General features: G+C 74.3%; 12 protein-coding genes. 8 read left to right on the top strand and 4 right to left on the bottom strand.

Annotated elements, in window-relative coordinates; all coding sequences use genetic code 11:
* Positions 1–10: 10 nt before the first annotated feature.
* Positions 11–1,675 (bottom strand): serine/threonine-protein kinase, encoded by a 1,665-nt coding sequence (locus tag AB0D66_RS10510; protein WP_362299721.1) that lies wholly within the window; start codon positions 1,673–1,675, stop codon positions 11–13.
* A 170-nt stretch (positions 1,676–1,845) separates the two neighbouring features.
* On the opposite strand from AB0D66_RS10510, the gene AB0D66_RS10505 reads away from it, so the two are divergent.
* From AB0D66_RS10505 to AB0D66_RS10490, 4 genes are all read left to right on the top strand, one after another.
* The gene (locus tag AB0D66_RS10505) at positions 1,846–3,777 is read left to right on the top strand and encodes an FHA domain-containing protein (protein ID WP_362299719.1); all 1,932 of its coding nucleotides are present in this window, start codon (positions 1,846–1,848) and stop codon (positions 3,775–3,777) included.
* Between the two features lie 142 nt (positions 3,778–3,919).
* Positions 3,920–4,741, top strand: a complete 822-nt coding sequence (locus AB0D66_RS10500; RefSeq protein WP_362299717.1) for an inositol monophosphatase family protein — start codon at positions 3,920–3,922, stop codon at positions 4,739–4,741.
* A gap of 80 nt (positions 4,742–4,821) precedes the next feature.
* Entirely contained in the window at positions 4,822–6,240 is a 1,419-nt protein-coding gene (locus AB0D66_RS10495) for an NAD(P)/FAD-dependent oxidoreductase (protein WP_362299712.1), read from the top strand.
* Complete coding sequence (locus AB0D66_RS10490) at positions 6,240–6,758, top strand: O-acetyl-ADP-ribose deacetylase (RefSeq protein WP_362299710.1); 519 nt, start codon at positions 6,240–6,242, stop codon at positions 6,756–6,758. The genes AB0D66_RS10495 and AB0D66_RS10490 overlap by 1 nt, the downstream gene beginning before the upstream one ends.
* Positions 6,759–6,764: 6 nt before the next feature.
* Here the strand turns inward: AB0D66_RS10490 and AB0D66_RS10485 are convergent, their stop codons facing one another.
* Positions 6,765–7,757, bottom strand: a complete 993-nt coding sequence (locus AB0D66_RS10485) for a DJ-1/PfpI family protein (protein WP_362299708.1) — start codon at positions 7,755–7,757, stop codon at positions 6,765–6,767.
* Between the two features lie 151 nt (positions 7,758–7,908).
* On the opposite strand from AB0D66_RS10485, the gene AB0D66_RS10480 reads away from it, so the two are divergent.
* A complete protein-coding gene (locus AB0D66_RS10480; RefSeq protein ID WP_362299705.1) occupies positions 7,909–8,502 on the top strand; it encodes an isochorismatase family protein in 594 nt (197 codons plus the stop codon).
* On the opposite strand, the gene AB0D66_RS10475 is transcribed toward AB0D66_RS10480, so the two are convergent.
* Entirely contained in the window at positions 8,488–8,967 is a 480-nt protein-coding gene (locus AB0D66_RS10475; protein ID WP_362299702.1) for an Lrp/AsnC family transcriptional regulator, read from the bottom strand. The genes AB0D66_RS10480 and AB0D66_RS10475 overlap by 15 nt on opposite strands.
* Positions 8,968–9,125: 158 nt before the next feature.
* Between AB0D66_RS10475 and AB0D66_RS10470 the strand changes: the two genes are divergently transcribed.
* From AB0D66_RS10470 to AB0D66_RS10460, 3 genes are all read left to right on the top strand, one after another.
* Positions 9,126–10,130, top strand: coding sequence for a DMT family transporter (locus AB0D66_RS10470; protein WP_362299699.1), 1,005 nt, complete (start codon positions 9,126–9,128; stop codon positions 10,128–10,130).
* A complete protein-coding gene (locus AB0D66_RS10465) occupies positions 10,123–11,358 on the top strand; it encodes an aromatic amino acid transaminase (protein ID WP_362299695.1) in 1,236 nt (411 codons plus the stop codon). Before AB0D66_RS10470 ends, AB0D66_RS10465 begins: the two co-directional genes overlap by 8 nt.
* Before the next feature lie 359 nt (positions 11,359–11,717).
* Positions 11,718–13,799 carry a SpoIIE family protein phosphatase gene (locus AB0D66_RS10460; RefSeq protein ID WP_362299692.1) on the top strand — a complete coding sequence of 694 codons (2,082 nt, stop codon included), beginning with the start codon at positions 11,718–11,720 and terminating at the stop codon, positions 13,797–13,799.
* A 67-nt stretch (positions 13,800–13,866) separates the two neighbouring features.
* On the opposite strand, the gene AB0D66_RS10455 is transcribed toward AB0D66_RS10460, so the two are convergent.
* Positions 13,867–16,662, bottom strand: a complete 2,796-nt coding sequence (locus AB0D66_RS10455) for a SpoIIE family protein phosphatase (protein WP_362299690.1) — start codon at positions 16,660–16,662, stop codon at positions 13,867–13,869.
* Positions 16,663–16,741 lie beyond the last annotated feature (79 nt).

The raw sequence follows: 16,741 nt of genomic DNA, 5'->3' as shown, positions 1-16,741 counted from the left end.
CGGCCTGGGGTCAGCCGGTGCAGGTGATGGAGAAGGGGACCGGGTTGGAGGTGGTGCGGGTGGGACTCTGGAGTTCCACGGCCATCCCGGTGGTCAGGGTGCCGACCTTCGCGTAGGTCGTCAGCCGCACGGTGTCGTGGCCGGCGGGCTCGGCCTCGTCCCCGATGGACATGGTGCGCCAGTGCGGATCGACCACCGAGCCGTCGCCGGACACCCAGCGGTAGGAAATCAGGGTCGGCTCCGAGGCGGTGAACGTCGCGGTGAACGACGGGGCCCGGCTCTCGGGGGTCGGGCAGCTGCCGGTGTAGGTGGTGTTCTCGCCCGCCACCGACATCCGAACGCCCGAACCGGGGGCGGCGTCCGCGGTGTTCCCGCCGAGGGCGTGGACCAGCCCGGCGGCGACCAGGACGCAGGCGGCCGCGCCGGCCGCGGCGAAGGCCGCCGTACGGCGTTTGAGGGGCGGGGCCGCGGGTGCCGCGGGCGCGGACACGGGTGCGGGTGCGGTCGCGGGCGGTGCGTGCGCGGCGGCCGGGGCGGGCGCCGGCTCGACGGGCTCCGCGGGCTCGCCGGGCCCGGCCGGCTCCGCGGGGGTGGTGGCCGCGGCCGGTGCCGGTGCCGGAGCGGGAACCGGAGCCGCCGCGGGAACCGGAGCCGCCGCGGAGACGGGTGGCGGGGCCGTGGCGGGCTCGGCCGGTTCCCCGGGCGCGGGCAGGACCCGTGCGGCGGCGGTGGGGGCGTCCGGTTCGTGGGCGATCTCCCGCAGGGCCGCGGCGGCTTCGGCCGCGGGCGTCCGCTCGGCCGGGTCCTTGCGGAGCAGTCCGGCGATGACCGGGGCGAGCGCGCCGGCCCGGGTCGGTACCGGCGGCTCCTCGTCCACGACCGCCCGCAGGGTGCTCAGCGCGGTGTCCTGCCGGAACGGGGAGACCCCCTCCACGGCCGCGTACAGCAGCACGCCGAGCGACCACAGGTCCGACCCGGGGCCCGAGGGGCGGCCCAGCGCCCGCTCCGGCGGCAGGTACTCGGGGGAGCCGACCACCTCGCCGGTCATGGTCAGCGAGGTGCTGCCCTCGACCATCGCGATCCCGAAGTCGCTGAGCACCACCCGCCCGTCCTCGGCGAGCAGCACGTTCGCCGGCTTCACGTCGCGGTGCTCCACCCCGACGGCGTGCGCGGCGCGCAGCGCGCTCAGCACCTGCGCGCCGATGTGCGCGGCGCGGCGCGGGGCCAGCGGCCCCTCGGCGCGCAGTAGGTCGGCCAGGGACTGCCCGCGGACCAGCTCCATGACGATCCAGGGCCGGTCGTCCTCCATGACCACGTCGTGGAGGACGACCACGTTGCGGTCGGGTATCCGGGCCGCCGCCCACGCCTCCCGCTCCAGCCTGCTGTACATCCGCGCGACGTCGGCGGACCGCAGGTGGGCCGGGACCCGGACCTCCTTGACGGCGACCTCGCGGTGCAGGGTCTCGTCGCGGGCCCGCCACACGGTGCCCATGCCGCCCTCGCCGAGCCGGGACAGCAGCCGGTAGCGCCCGGCGACCAGCCGTTCCCCGGCCGGCGTATCCGGGGCGGCCGGGGTGGTGGTGGCCGCCGTCACGGTGACGCCGGTCGCGGCCGTGCCCGCGGTGGCGGCCGTGAGCGCGGCGTCCGTCACGGTCTCGGATTCCTCGTTGTGCATGGGGGCGGTTCTCCCTCTGGTCGCCTGCCGACGCGAACATCACGTACGGACCGGGGACCCCGGTTCAACGGGGTGCCCGGAAATTTTCGAAATGGTTGAACCGAACACCTTCGTGTCGGCGTGTTGCTGTCTACGAGGAGTCAGCAGGCGTCTTTTTCAAGGAGTGTGGAGTGCCTTCGGTCATCGTTGGACGCACGGGCCCCTTCACCGGGCAGAGCGTGGTCCTGGGCGGCGAGCCCGTCAGCTTCGGACGCAAGAGCGACAACGGCGTCGTGATCGTCAGCCCCAGTGCCTCCAGGCTGCACGCCGAGATCGTGGGCGAGGACGCCGGTTTCGTCCTCTACGACCGGGACAGCCGCAACGGCACCTTCGTCAACGACCAGCGCGTCACGCGGCATGTGCTGCGTCCGAACGACTGCATCCGGATCGGCGACGAAACCTTCCTCTACGAGGCCCAGGACGCCATGGAGACGGTCATCGACCTCTCCCTCCTGGACGTGCCGCGGCCGAGCGCCGCCGACCCCGGCACGCTGCGGGTCACCATCACCGGCGGCGGCCCGGTGGGCCTCGCCTTCGCCCTGGCGCTCGACGAGATGCTGCCCGGGCGGACCGCCATCACCCTCTACGACGGGCGCTGGACCAGGAAGGGCTCCTCGGTCGTCTGGAAGGACGAGACCCAGGGGAACTTCCGCCGCCAGCAGGTGGTGACCGTCCAGAGCCGGCAGTACCTCGCCCTGCCCGAGGAGGTGCTCGCCGCCCTGTTCGACGACGGCGGCGCCTACTCCGAGATGTGGCCCGTCGGCCCGGACTCGGTCGAAGGCCGCCCGCCCCGCAACATCCGCATCGCCCACATCGAGGACCGGCTGCTGGACCTGGCGGGACGCAAGCCGTCGATCCGCCTCGTCCCCCGGCGCTTCGACGCGGCGCAGGAGCAGCACCGGATCACCCAGGAGCACGTCCTGGTGGTCGCCGAGGGCGGCCGCTCCCGCACCCGGGAGCACTACGCCGACCGGTTCGGCACGGCCGACGCCTCGATCTACTCCCTCGACGGCGAGCACCTCCAGGACATCGTGCTGGGGCTGCGCGTCAAGTCCGGGCTGCCGGACCCGATGAGCGTGCTGCTCACCGTGTCGCAGAACCGCTTCCTGCTCAACTCGCTGCGCGGCGAGGGCTTCTTGAACATGCGCCTCACCCGGGAGGAGGCCAAGAGCGTCATCGGGATCGACCCGGTCCGGCACGTCTTCGAGGAGTGCATCGCCGCCCGCCCCTGCCTGATGAGCCGGCAGGAGGAGGACAACGAGTTCCGCTGCCCCACCCACGGCACCCTCTTCCTGCCCGCCCTGCTGCGCAGCTCGCCGCTGTGGAAGGAGATCCGGCAGGGCCTCAGCCTGTTCGGGGTGGCCGAGGAGGACCTGTCCGCGATCACCTCGTTCCGGTTGGACATGGTGCAGCGCCCGCGGTTCACCGCACAGCTGCACCGGCCGACCGCGACCGCCCCGGGCACCTACGGCTTCCTGCTGGGCGACGCGGCCAACGCCATCCACTTCTGGCCGGGCCGCGGCCTCAACAGCGGCCTCGCCTCGGCCACGTCGCTGGCGCGCTCGCTCAGCCGCGCCTGGCGGGGCAAGCCGCTGCGGGACGCCGACTTCATCCGGCACGAGGCGGCCATGTCCATGCTCCAGTACCGGCACAAGAGCCGGGCCTGGAACGCCATGGTGACCACCGACGAGCAGGGCGTCACCCGCGCCATCAAGGACATCATCGCGCGCAGCGCCGAGACCGGCGGGGGCGCGGACGCCGGCGCCGGTGCCCGGACCGGCGGGGGCGCGGACGGGAGCGACCTGGACGCACTGCTGGACCGGATGGCCGGGATCCGCGAACGGCTGGCGCCCCGTATGCCCGGCCTGCCCGGCGACGGGGAACTGCGCTCCCACCTCGCCTCGATCGCCCCGGGCACCCTGCGCACCCTGCGGGAGAGCGGCGCCTGGGACACCCTGATCGTCGGCGGCGAGGAGGCCGACATCGACCTCTTCTACCAGTCGGACTCCCCGGTCTTCGTCCCCCGCCCGGCCGACCCCCGCAGCCCGTCCCCCGTCGGCTGACTCCGGCGGGGCCGCCCACCGGGACGTGCGCGTCCTTCCGGTGGGCGGCGCCGGGGCGATTCACCCCGGATACACCCGGAGTCCAGCCGTCCGTCGGGAATTGTCGGTGGGGTTTGCCGTCCGGGCGTGATGTGATGGGCGCATGATCGATGAGTTCCTTACCCATGGCCTGTCCGACGTGGAAGAGGCCGTCCGCAAGGCGGCGGCGATCGAGATCATGCCGAGGTTCCGGCAGCTCGCCGACCACGAGGTCGACGAGAAGAGCGGACCGCACGACCTGGTGACGGTGGCCGACCGCAAGGCCGAGGAGCACCTCACCGCCTCGCTGCAGAGGCTGCTCCCCGGCTCGGCCGTGGTGGGCGAGGAGGCGGTGCACGCCGACCCGACGGTGTACGGGGCGCTGCGCGCCGACGCCCCGGTGTGGATCGTGGACCCGGTCGACGGCACCCGCCAGTTCGTCTCCGGCGACCCGGCCTTCTGCACCCTGGTGGCGCTGGCCCACCGCGGGGAGATCCTCGCCTCCTGGACCTTCGCCCCGGCGCTGGAGGAGCTGGCCACCGCGGTGCGCGGGCAGGGCGCCTTCGTCAACGGGGAGCGCATCCGCAGCGGCTCGCCCGAGGCGGGCGCGGAGCTGCGGGTCGCCATGGCGCACCCCCTGTACACCTCCGAGGAGGACAAGCGGACCCTGGGCCGGCTGGAGGTGCCCGGCGTGGCCGCCAGGCCCTGCGGATCGGCCGGCCTGGAGTACCTGAAGGTGGCCCGCGGCGAGATGGACGCCCTTGCCTTCACCTGGCCCTCGGCCTGGGACCACGCGGCCGGACTGCTGCTGGTCGCCGAGGCCGGGGGGACGCAGAGCACCGTCGAGGGGGTCCCCTTCCGGGTGGACCGGGACAACGCGCTGCCGTTCGCCGTGGGACGCGACGAGGCCACGACGGTCCGCATCCGGGACCTGCTGCGCGGCTAGCCGCCCCGGTGCCGTGACCGGGGGCGCGTCAAGCCGGAATATCCTGGGGGCGGTGGCGCCGCCGGACGAAGGAGTCGCAAGTGCCGTCGATTCTCGATGCGGTCGTGGTGGGGGCGGGGCCCAACGGGCTGACAGCCGCCGTCGAACTCGCCCGGCGGGGGTTCTCGGTGGCCCTCTTCGAAGCCGCGGACACGGTCGGCGGCGGGGCCCGGACCGAGGAGCTCACCCTCCCGGGCTTCCGCCACGACCCCTGCTCGGCCGTACACCCGCTCGGCGCGGGCTCGCCGGTCTTCGCGACGATGCCGCTGAAGCGGTACGGCCTGGAGTGGCTGCACCCGCCGCTGCCGATGGCGCACCCCTTCGACGACGGCACGGCGGCCGTCCTGTCCCGCTCGGTCGCCGAGACGGCGGCGTCCTTCGGGCCGCGCGACGCCGGCGCCTACCGGCGCCTCGTCGAGCCGTTCCTCGGCAGGTGGGACACCCTGGCCCGGGACTTCATGTCGCTGCCCGGCACCGCGCTGCCCCGCGACCCCCTCACCCTCGCCCGCTTCGGGCTCACCGGGCTGCCGCCCGCCACCTGGCTGCTGCGCCGCTTCCGCGACGAGCGGGCCCGCGCCCTGTTCGCCGGGCTGGTGGCGCACGTCATCGCCCCGCTCGACGGGATCGCCACCAGCGCCGTGGGCCTCGTCTTCGCGCTGGCCGCGCACGCCAACGGCTGGCCGATGCCGCGCGGCGGCTCGCAGGCCGTCTCCGACGCCCTCGCCGCGTACCTGCGCGACCTCGGCGGCTCCGTCCACACCGGCTTCGAGGTCAAGCGGCTCGACGACCTCCCGCCCGCCCGCGCCTACGTGTTCGACACCTCGCCGACCGCGCTGGCCCGCATCGCCCGCCTGGGCCGCGCCTACGACGGCTACCGGTACGGAGCCGCCGTTTACAAGATCGACTACGCGCTCGACGGGCCGGTCCCGTGGACCGCCGAGGAGCCGCGCCGGGCGGGGACCGTCCAGATCGGCCCGCGCACCCGTGACATCGACGCGGCCCTGCAGCTGGCCTCCGGCGGCCGGGCCCCGCGCACGCCCTTCCTCATCACCGCCCAGCCCAGCCTGGTCGACCCCGGCCGCGCACCCGAGGGCAAGCACGTCTTCTGGGCGTACGGCCACGTGCCCAAGGGCTGGCAGGGCGACCTCACCGACGCCGTCGAGCGCCAGCTGGAGCGCTTCGCACCGGGCTTCCGCGACCTGGTCCTGGCCCGCGCCACGGCCGGCCCGCCCGAGCTGGCCGCCCGCAACCCCAACTACGTCGGCGGGGACATCGCCTGCGGCGCGGCCTCGGGGCTCCAGCTCCTGCTGCGCCCCAAGCTCAGCCTCTCCCCGTACACGACGGCCAACCCGGCGGTCTTCCTGTGCTCCTCGGCGACGCCTCCCGGCCCGGGCGTGCACGGGATGTCCGGCCACAACGCGGCCAAGGCCGTGTGGCGCCACCTGCGAAAGGACTCCTGATGCCGCGCATCACCCTGGTCCGCGGCGACATCACCGCCGAGCGGGCCGACGCCATCGTCAACGCCGCCAACTCCTCCCTGCTCGGCGGCGGCGGGGTCGACGGCGCCATCCACCGGCGCGGCGGCCCGGAGATCCTCGCCGCGTGCGAGGACCTGCGCCGCTCGCACTACGGCAAGGGCCTGCCGACGGGCCGCGCGGTGGCCACCACCGCCGGCCGGCTGCCGGCGGAGCACGTGATCCACACCGTCGGCCCGGTCTGGTCGCGCGAGGAGGACCGCTCGGAGCTGCTGGCCTCCTGCTACCGGGAATCCCTGCGGGTCGCCGACGGGCTGGGGGCCCGTACGGTCGCCTTCCCGGCCATCTCCACCGGGATCTACGGGTGGCCCCTGGACGACGGCGCGCGGATCGCCGTGCAGACCGTACGGGCGGCCCGGACCGAGGTCGAGGAGGTCCGCTTCGTCCTCTTCGACGACAAGGCCCACGCGGCCTTCACGGCGGCCGTCGAGGCCGCCCGGTAGCAGGCCCTACGGGGCGGACCGGAAGCGGTTGCGGTACTCCGTCGGGGTCGTGTCGAGCCGGCGGCGGAAGGCGCGGATCAGGGTGTCCGTCGTGTGGAAGCCGCAGGCGGACGCGACGCGTTCGAGGGTGGCGTCCGTGGACTCGAGCTGGTTGCGCGCCACTTCGACGCGGGCCGACTCGACGTAGGCCGCCGGGGTCATGCCCAGTTCCGTCTTGAAGATCCGGGTCAGCTGCCGTTCGCTCACGTGGGCGTGGGCGGCGAGGTCGGTGACGGTGAGCGGCGCGGCGATGTTGCGCGTGATGTGGTGGCGCAGGTCCTCCACGCGGCGCGTCGTCGAGACGGGTTCGAGCGGGACGCTGAACTGGCTCTGCCCGCCCGGCCGCTTCAGGTACATCACCAGCTGCCGGGCGATGCGCAGGGCGACGGCCTCGCCGAAGTCGTCGGCGACCAGGGCCAGTGACAGGTCGAGGCAGGCGCTGATGCCCGCGCCGGTCCACACGTCCTGGTCGCGGATGAAGATCGGGTCGGCGTCGACCTCGATGGCGGGGTGCTCGGCGGCGAGCTGCCGCGCCGTCGACCAGTGGGTCGTGGCGCGCTTGCCGTCCAGCAGCCCGGCGTCCGCGAGGATGTGGGCGCCCACGCAGACGGACGCGATGCGCCGGGCCCGGCCGGCGAGCGCCTTCACCCGGGTGACCACGGCGGGGTCGCTCACGGCGTGCACCCGTCCCCGGTCGTCGAGTTCGACCGAGCCGGGCACCAGGAGGGTGTCGATGCTCCGCCCCGAGGCCACCTCGCGGAAGGTGGTGTCGGGAAGGACGCGCACCCCGGCGGAGGTCGTGACGGGATCCATGGTCTCGGCGGCCAGGACCACGCGGTAGCCCGCCGCGTCGCCCACCTCGCGCCGCAGCAGGGAGAACACCTCGGGCGGCCCGGTGACGTCCAGCAGGTCGACGCCGTCGAAGAGGACGATGACGACGAGGCGGCTGACGGTGCTCAACTGGTCTCCGTTCGGCGGGGCTCGCACCCGATGTCCGTATCTGCAAGTCGGATGACATTGCCGACACTCCTGGCGGGTCATAGCGTTCCATACACGGCCGCCGAGCAGCGGCGGGCCCCCTGTCAACGCCACTTCCGAGGACGGTACTTCCATGTCTGCCACCACCCTGCGCGAGCTCAACGGCTTCGACCCGACCCCGGCTTCGCCGGCCGACGCGACGCTGATCCTGGTCGACTACCAGAACACCTACACCCGCGGCGTGCTGGAGCTGGCGGGCTGGCGCTCCGCCCTCGACTCCGCCGCCGCGCTGCTGGCCAGGGCCCGCGAGGCGGGCGCGAAGGTCATCCACGTCCAGCACGACGGCGGCCCGGGAACCCCGTACGACATCCGCACCGACATCGGCAGGATCCACCCCGCCGTGGCCCCCGTCGAGGGCGAGACCGTCGTGGTCAAGACGGCCGCCCCCAACGCCTTCGTCGGGACCGGCCTGGGCGAACACCTCGACGCCGCCGGCAACAAGAACGTCATCGTCATCGGGTTTATGACCCACATGTGCGTGGCCTACACCGTGGAAGGCGCGTACCTGCGCGGCAACCAGCCCACCGTGGTCGCCGACGCCTGCGCTACCCGGCCCCTGGGGACGGCGGTCGCCGAGCTGTCCGCCGAGCAGGTCCACCAGGCCGCGCTCGCGACGATCGCCGACCTGTACGGAGTCGTCGTGCCGTCGGGCTCAGCGCTGGGCTGAGGCGCCGGGGGAGGGGCGGGGGTACGTACGGGACTGCTTGACGCTGCCGTACGCGAAGCTCGACTCGATCGAGGCGATGCCGGGGATGGCGTGGACGCGGTGGCGCACCAGGGCCTCGTACGCCTCCAGGTCCTCGATGACCACGCGCAGCAGGTAGTCGCTGCTGCCCGCCATCAGGTAGCAGTCCTGGATGTGCTCGATGACCGCGACGTGCTCCTCGAAGAGCCGGACCGCCTCGGCCGTGTGGCGCTCCAACCTGATCCGGACGAAGACGGTGACCGGGAGCCCGAAGGCCACCTGGTCGACCATGGCGGTGTAGCCGCGGATCAGCCCCGCCTCCTCGAGCCTGCGGACCCGGCGCAGACAGGGCGACGGGGAGAGCCGGACGCGGTCGGCCAGGTCCTGGTTGGACAGGCGTCCGTCGGCCTGCAATTCCCGGATGATCTGCAGATCGACTGAGTCCATGGCCACTCCTCGGCGGATCGTCGGCGGTTCTTGGCAGATCCTGCCCCAAACGTATGTCCGAGCGGCAGAACTGGCAATCGGCTGCCCCGGCCGAAGCCCTAGCGTTGCCCGGGAACGGGCCAGACCGGTCCGTTCCCGGTAAGGCTGGAGCAACGACCGTGGTCGCAACGCACATCACCGGGGCGACCGCGCCTCCCCACACGGGAGGTCCGCCCGACGCAAACCCTCCCCCGGCCACCGCCGGGGGGACCCCCGGCCGGCGCGGGCTCTCCCCGCGGACCGAGGGCGTCCTCGCCCTGGCCGTGACCGTGTCGATCTGGGCCGCCTTCGCGCTCAGCGCCCGGGCGCTCGGCGCCTCGACCCTCCTGCCGGCCGACGCGGCCCTGCTGCGCTTCGGCGTCCCGCTGGCCGTCCTGCTCCCCGCGCTGTGGCGGCGCCGCCACAGCATCGCGGCGGTCCGGCCGGGACCCGCCCTGAAGATCGTCTGCGGTGCCGGGGTGCCGTTCTTCCTGGCGGCCATGCACGGCGGCTCGCTGACCTCGGCGGCCTTCGTGGGCTCGATCGTCCCCGGCATGGTCCCGCTGTTCGTCTCCGCGCTGATGGTGCTGCGCGGCCGCGGCGCCCCGCGCGGAACACAGGCGGCCGGGCTCGCGCTGATCGCGGCCGGCGTGGCCGCCCTGGTCTGGCGCTACGTCGTCCCCGTGGACGCGGACGTCCTGGAGGGGGCCGGCACCCTCCTGGTGGCCAGCGGCCTGTGGGCCCTGTACACGGTGGGCCTGCGGGACGTGGCCCTCGACCCCGTCGGGTCGATCGGCCTGCTCTGCCTGCCCTCCTTCGCGATCATCGGGGTCCTGGTCCTGGCCGGCGTCCTGCCGACCGGCCTCGCGCACGCCGCGGGCGGCGACATCGCCCTGTTCCTCGTCGTCCAGGGGCTCGGAGTCGGCCTCTGCGCCGGCCTGCTGTACGCGGTCGCCATCCGCAGGCTCGGCGCGGAGCGCAGCTCCGTCGGCGGCAGCCTCAGCCCCGTGGCCGTCGTCCTGCTGGCCATTCCCCTGCTCGGCGAGACCCCGACCCCCGCCGTGCTCATCGGCGTCCCCGTCATCACCGCCGGCGTCGTCCTCGCCAACCGACGCCCACGACCCGAGGTTCCCGCAGATGCTTGAGCTCCTCCCGTCGCCGCCCACCGACCCGCTGTGGGACCTGACCGCCGAATTCGCCGCGGACCGGCGGCCCGAGCGCCTGAACCTCGTCCTCGGCGTCTACCGCGACCACACGGGCCGCACCCCCGTCATGGCGGCCGTGCGCGAGGCGGAGATCCGCCTGGCCGAGCAGGCGGAGTCCAAGGAGTACCGGGGGCTCTCCGGCAACACCGCCTTCAACCGCGCGATGCAGGGCATGGTCCTGGGGGCCGAGACGCCGGCCGACCGGGCCGTGACCGTCCAGACCGTCGCCGGGTCCGGAGCGCTGCGGCTGCTCGCCGACCTGGTGGGCCGGACCCGCCCGGGCACCACGGTGTGGATCAGCGACCCGGCGTACGTCAACCACCGGCCCATCCTGGAGGCCGCCGGGCTGCAGGTCCGTCCGTTCGGCTGGCGCGACGCCGACGGCGCCTTCGACGCGGAGGGCGTGCTGCGGGAACTGGGCGCGGCGCGACGCGACGACGTCGTCCTGCTCCAGGGCTGCTGCCACAACCCGACGGGCGCCGACCCCACGCTGGACGCGTGGGAGGCGCTGGCCGAACTCGCCGTGCGCGAGGGCTGGGTGCCGTTCGTCGACCTCGCCTACCACGGGCTCGGCGACGGCCTGGAGGCCGACCTGCTGCCCACGCGCATCCTGGCCGCGCGGGTGCCCGAGATGCTGATCGCCGTCAGCTGTTCGAAGAACTTCGGGCTCTACAGCGACCGCACCGGCTGCGCCATGGTCCTCGGTACGTCCGCCCGGGCGCTCGGCCACGCCGAGACGGCCCTGCAGAACGCGGCCCGGACCCTGTACTCCATGCCGCCCGAGCACGGCGCCGCCATCGTGGCGACGATCCTCGGGGACGACGGGCTGCGGGCCGCCTGGCGGGCGGAACTGGAGGCGATGCGGGGCCGGATCACCGCCAACCGGGCCGACCTGGCGACCCACTTGGGCGCTCTGGGCCACGGAGCCCGGGCGCGGGCGCTCGACCGGCAGAAGGGCATGTTCTCGATGCTTCCGCTCAGCGCCGGCCAGATGCTCGAACTGCGCCGGAGCCACGCCGTCTACGGCACCACCTCGGGGCGGATCAACATCGCGGGGATCGCCGGACACCGGATCCCGCGGCTCGCCCAGGCAGTGGCCGCCGTACTGGACGCGGCGCAGCAGGACACGGGCCGCGCGCCGCAGCCGCTCGAGGGCCTCGCGCGCTGACGGACACGCCGAGCGGACACAGGGGGCAGGGCAGGGCCGGAACACAAGACAGTCCCCGGCAGTTCCGCCGCTTCCATGAGCCATCCGCCGTCGCCGATGGCTCCCGTGGAGCGCGCGTACTGCCGGGGGCCTGGCCAGAGCCTGGACAAGGGTCACGCGGGCCTCTGGACGTCTCCGGAGGGAGGTGCGGCTCTTTTCCGGTTTTCCGGTGTATTGATGAGTGTCCTCCCTATTTCGCCCTAGTCAAGAGCCGTGGTGCGCCCGATTCGTTCCGGGGGTGACGGACACAGAGCCGCCCGGCTGACCCTCGGATAGGGTGAATCGGTAGGAACGAGGCCCCCCGGGGTGAGGTCGGTGCGGTGGACACTTACCAGTCGACGAGCGAAGTGCCGGATCCGCCGGACGCAGCCGTCGGGTACGCGGGCGTACTGCGCGAGCTGCTCCCGATCGCCCTGTGGCGCGAGGACGCGGACGGCCGCATCGTCGAATGGTCGCTCGCCGCCCAGGACCTGCTCGGACACCGCCCCGAGGACATCCTCGGCCGGCCCGGCGCCGCCGTCCTCGTCCCCGAGGCCAACCGCGGGCTCGCCGACGACCTGACCCGCCGCGTCCAGGCGGGCGAGACCGTCGTCGGCACCCTGCCCGTGCGCCACCGCGACGGCCACCGCGTCGTCATGGAGATGTGGATCGTCCCCGCGGCCGACCCGCAGGGGCGTACGGGCGCCATGCTCATCGCCGTGGAGACCTCCGAGGTGCTCCACATGCGCGATTCCCTCGCCGCCCTCCAGAGCCTGTTCACGCAGTCGCCGATCGGCCTGGCCACCCTCGGCACCGACCTGCGTTTCCTGCGGGTCAACGACGCCCTCGCCCGGATGAACGGCATGCCCGCCGCCGCGCACCTGGGCAGACGGCTCACCGAGGTGGTGCCGGGGGTCAACGCCGCCGACCTCGAGGCCACCATGCGCCAGGTCCTCGAACGCGGCACGGCCGTCGTCGACGTCCGCCGCACCGGACGCACCGCAGCCGACCCCGACCACGACCGGACGTGGTCCTGCTCCTACGCCCCGCTGCTCGACGGCTCGGGACGGCCCCTGGGCCTGATCGCCTCCCTCATCGACATCACCGACGGCCAGCGCGCCCAGGCCGAGGCCGAACGGGCCCGGCACCGGTTCGCCCTGCTGGCCGAGGCCGGCACCGGCATCGGCACCACCCTGGACCTGCGCCAGACCGCCCAGGAGATCGTGGACCTCCTGGTACCGCAGCTCGCGGACTCGGCCGACGTACAGCTCCTCGAATCCGTCCTGGGCCCGGACGAGAGCCCGGCCGCCGCGGCCTCCACCCGCGGCCTGATGCGCCGGCTCGCGGCCGTCTTCCCCGACCCGGACGCGCCCACCGCGAAGCTCCAGACCGGGCAGACCTTCCAGATCCCCGCGGACAGCGTCTACGAGCGGGTCATCACCGAGGGCCGGCCGATGGACCTCTACACCCCCGACATCCCCGCCCTGATCACCGACCCGCGCGCCGACGCCCTGCGCGCCTACCTCGCCACCCTCGGCTCCGCCCGGATGGTCCCGCTGGTCGCGCGCGGGCAGGTGCTGGGCGCGGTCGCGGTGACCCGGCTGCGCGAGCGCGAGCCCTTCGACGACGAGGACCGCGTCCTCGTCGACGAACTGGTCGCCCGCGCCGCCCTCAACATCGACAACGCCCGGATGTACACCCGCCAGCGGCAGGCCGCGCTGACCCTCCAGCGCAGCCTCACCAACAGCGAGCTCCCCCAGGTCACCGGCCTCGAACTGACCGGGCGCTACCTGCCCGCCAGCGACCACGACGTCGGCGGGGACTGGTTCGACGTGATCCAGCTGCCCGGCGGCCGGACCGGACTGGTCATCGGCGACGTGATGGGTCACGGAATCCACGCGGCGGCCGTCATGGGCCAGCTGCGCACGGCCGTACGGACCCTCGCGCGGCTGGACGTGCCCCCGGAGCAGATGCTCCGCTCGCTCGACGCCGTGGTCGCCGATCTGGGCGAGGACGAGATGGCCACCTGCGTGTACGCCGTCCACGACCCGGCCTCCGGCGGCTGCGTGGTCGCCCGCGCCGGCCACCCGCCGCCGGCCGTGGCCGGAGCCGACGGGACCATCACCTTCCTGCACGGCCCGCCCGGCACCCCGCTGGGCACCGGCGGGCAGGACTTCCGCACGGAAGAGGTGCCGCTGCCCCCGGGGAGCCTGCTCGTGCTCTACACCGACGGCCTGATCGAGGCCCGCGACCGGGACCTCGACGAGGGCATGGACCAGCTGGCCCGGGCGCTGGAGGGTGCGCGGCAGCCGCTCGAGGAGCTGTGCGACGGGATCCTGGAGCAGCTGCTGCCGTGCGATCCGCAGGACGACGTCGCGGTGCTCCTGGCCCGGACCCGCCCGGTCGGAGGACCCGCGGGATGACGCCGGGTCCCTCCTGACCCGGGGGCCCCGGGTCAGGAGTCGGGCGCCGGCCCGCGGCGTCCGGCCGTCACCAGGCCAGGTCCTCCAGCGCGTCCAGGTCCAGCGGCGCCGGGGCCGGCGGCTCCGCGCGCGCGGTCAGCGGCAGTTCCGCCCAGATGACCTTGCCCCGGTCCGTGTACCGGACGCCCCACCGGTCGGCGTACTGCGCGACGAGGAACAGACCCCGCCCGCCCTCGTCGGTGGTGGCCGCGTACCGCAGGTGCGGGGAGGTGCTGCTGCCGTCGGAGACCTCGCAGATCAGGGTGCGGTCGCGCAGCAGGCGGACCCGCACGGGCGCGGAACCGTAGCGGATGGCGTTGGTGATCAGCTCGCTGAGGATCAGCTCGGTGGTGAAGGAGACGTCCTCCAGGCCCCAGGCGGCGAGCTGCGCCGCCCCGGCGTTGCGCACACGGGAGACGGCCGCCGCCTCGCCGGGCACCTCCCACTCGGCGATGCGGTCGGCGTCCAGGCGCCGGGTGTCGGCGATCAGCAGGGCGATGTCGTCGCCCGGCACCGGGGAGAGCAGGGCGGCCAGCACGTCCGCGCAGGCCTGCTCGGGGCTGCGGCCCGGCCGGGACAGCGTGTCCCGCAGCAGCCCCAGGCCGGTGTCGAAGTCGCGCCGGCGGTCCTCCACCAGGCCGTCGGTGAACAACACCAGCCGGCTCCCCTCGGGCAGCCGGAACCCGGTCGCCTCGAACGGCATGCCGCCGACGCCGAGCGGCAGCCCGGCGGGCAGTTCGGGGAACTCCACGTCCCCGTCGGGGCGGATCAGCGCGGGCCCGGGGTGCCCGGCGCTGGCCATCACGCACCGGCCCGACACCGGGTCGTAGACCGCGTACAGGCAGGTGGCCCCCGTGATCGCGGCGGGCTCGTCCCCGCTCTCCCCGGCCTCGTCGTCCCCCTCGCCCCCACCGCCGCCGGTGTCGCTCTGGTCGATCCGGCTGATCAGCTCGTCCAGGTGCCCGAGCAGTTCGTCGGGCGGCAGGTCCAGGGTGGAGAAGTTGTGCACGGCGGTGCGCAGCCGGCCCATCGTGGCCGCGGCGTGCACCCCGTGGCCGACGACGTCGCCGACGACCAGCGCCACCCGTGCGCCGGGCAGCGGGATCACGTCGAACCAGTCGCCGCCCACCCCGGCCTTGGCGGGCAGGTAGCGGAAGGCGACGTCCACGGCGGTCAGCTCGGGCAGCACGCGGGGGAGCAGGCTGCGCTGGAGGGCCACGGCCGTCGCGTGCTCGCGGGTGAAGCGGCGGGCGTTGTCGATCGAGACGGCCGCGCGCGCCGCGAGCTCCATCGCGAAGGAACGGTCCTCCTCGTCGAAGGCCTCCGGGGTGTCCGCCGCCCGCCAGAAGTTGGCCATGCCGAGGACCACGCCGCGCGCCTGGAGGGGAACGCTGATCAGGGAGTGCAGTCCGTAGTCCAGGGCCTCACGGGTCCCTTGCGCATCCTGGGCCCGCCAGCCCATGGCGGCGTGCAGGTCCGGCGCGAGCACCGCCTCGCCCGCGTCCAGGGCGGCGGCCATCGGGGCCGTCGGGACGATGAACCGGATGATGTCGCCGACCGGCTGGAGCGGCTGGTCGCCGCGGACACCGCTCATGGCCGCCCGCCGCATCTCCGTGTACACCCCGGCGGCCGACGAGGGCTCGTCACCGCGCAGCACCGGTTCGAGCAGCTCCACGGTGACGAAGTCCGCGAAGCGGGGGACGGCGACCTCCGACAGCTCCTCCGCGGTCCGCACCACGTCGAGGGTGGTGCCGATCCGCACCCCGGCGTCGTAGAGCAGCTGGAGCCGTTCGCGGGCCACCTCGGCCCGGCCGGAGAGCGCCGCCAGCTCGGTGGAGTCGCGCAGGGTCATGACGGTGCCGGAGGACTGGCCTCCGTACGGCTTCGCGGGCCGGACGTTGACCGCGAGCAGCCGGTCGCCCGCCAGGTGCACCTCGTCCGTCGCGATCCGGCCCGAGACGAGCAGTTCGGTGGTGCCCGCGTCCAGTCCGAGATCGGCGACGTGCCGGCCCTCGGCGTCGAGCGCCAGGCCCAGCAGGCGCCGGGCCTCGTCGTTGGCGAGGACCAGCCGGTGGTCGGTCCCGATGATGAGGACGCCCTCGCGGACGGCGTGCAGCACCGCCTCGTGGTGCTCGTTCATCCGGGCCATCTCGTCCGCGCGCAGCCCGTGGGTCTGGCGGCGCAGCCGTCGGCTCACCAGGAAGGCGCCGCCCGTGCCCAGCAGCAGGGCGCCGGCCGCGGCGCCGATCAGCAGCGGGACCTGGCCCTCGACCACGTCCGACACGTTCGCCACCTCGATGCCGGTGCCGACCAGGCCCACCACGTCGCCCCGGGCGTCCCGTACCGGTACGACGGCCCGGACCGCGTCGCTGGGCTCGCCGGTGAAGGTCTCGGTGAAGGACTGCCCGGCCACGGCGCGGGAGAGGTCGCCCGTGGCACGCCGGCCGATCAGCTCGGGACGCGAGTCGGTGTACCGGACCCCGTCGGTGCTCATCACGGCGATGAAGTCGACGCCGGAGGCCTTGCGGGCGGCGTCGGCCAGCGGCTGGAGCACGGCGGTCGGATTCGGCGCCCTCAGCGCCGCCGGGAGGCCGGGGGCGTGCGCGAAGGACTCGGCGGCAGCCAGCGAGCGGTTGCGGGCGTCGCGCTCGCTGTCGTACCGGGACTGCAGGACCAGGGCCGCCGCGGCCGCGGCGATCAGCAGCAGCACGATCACCGCCTGGAGGGCGAAGACCTGACCGGCGACGCTGCGGGCCCCCAGCGACAGGCGCGCGAACAGGCGCGGGCCCCATCCGGTCGGCTGGCGACCAAAACGTCCGGTCATGAGCCCTTTCTAACACTGTCCCGGGGGTTTGGGGGCGGCCGCGCGGTGGCGGCCGCCGCGGCACCGCCGGCCGGGGGCC

Origin of the sequence: Streptomyces sp. NPDC048270 (assembly GCF_040652335.1) — a bacterium.
Lineage (GTDB): Bacteria > Actinomycetota > Actinomycetes > Streptomycetales > Streptomycetaceae > Streptomyces.
Note: the sequence above shows the minus strand (reverse complement) of the source record. Positions and strands in the feature narration are given on the sequence as shown.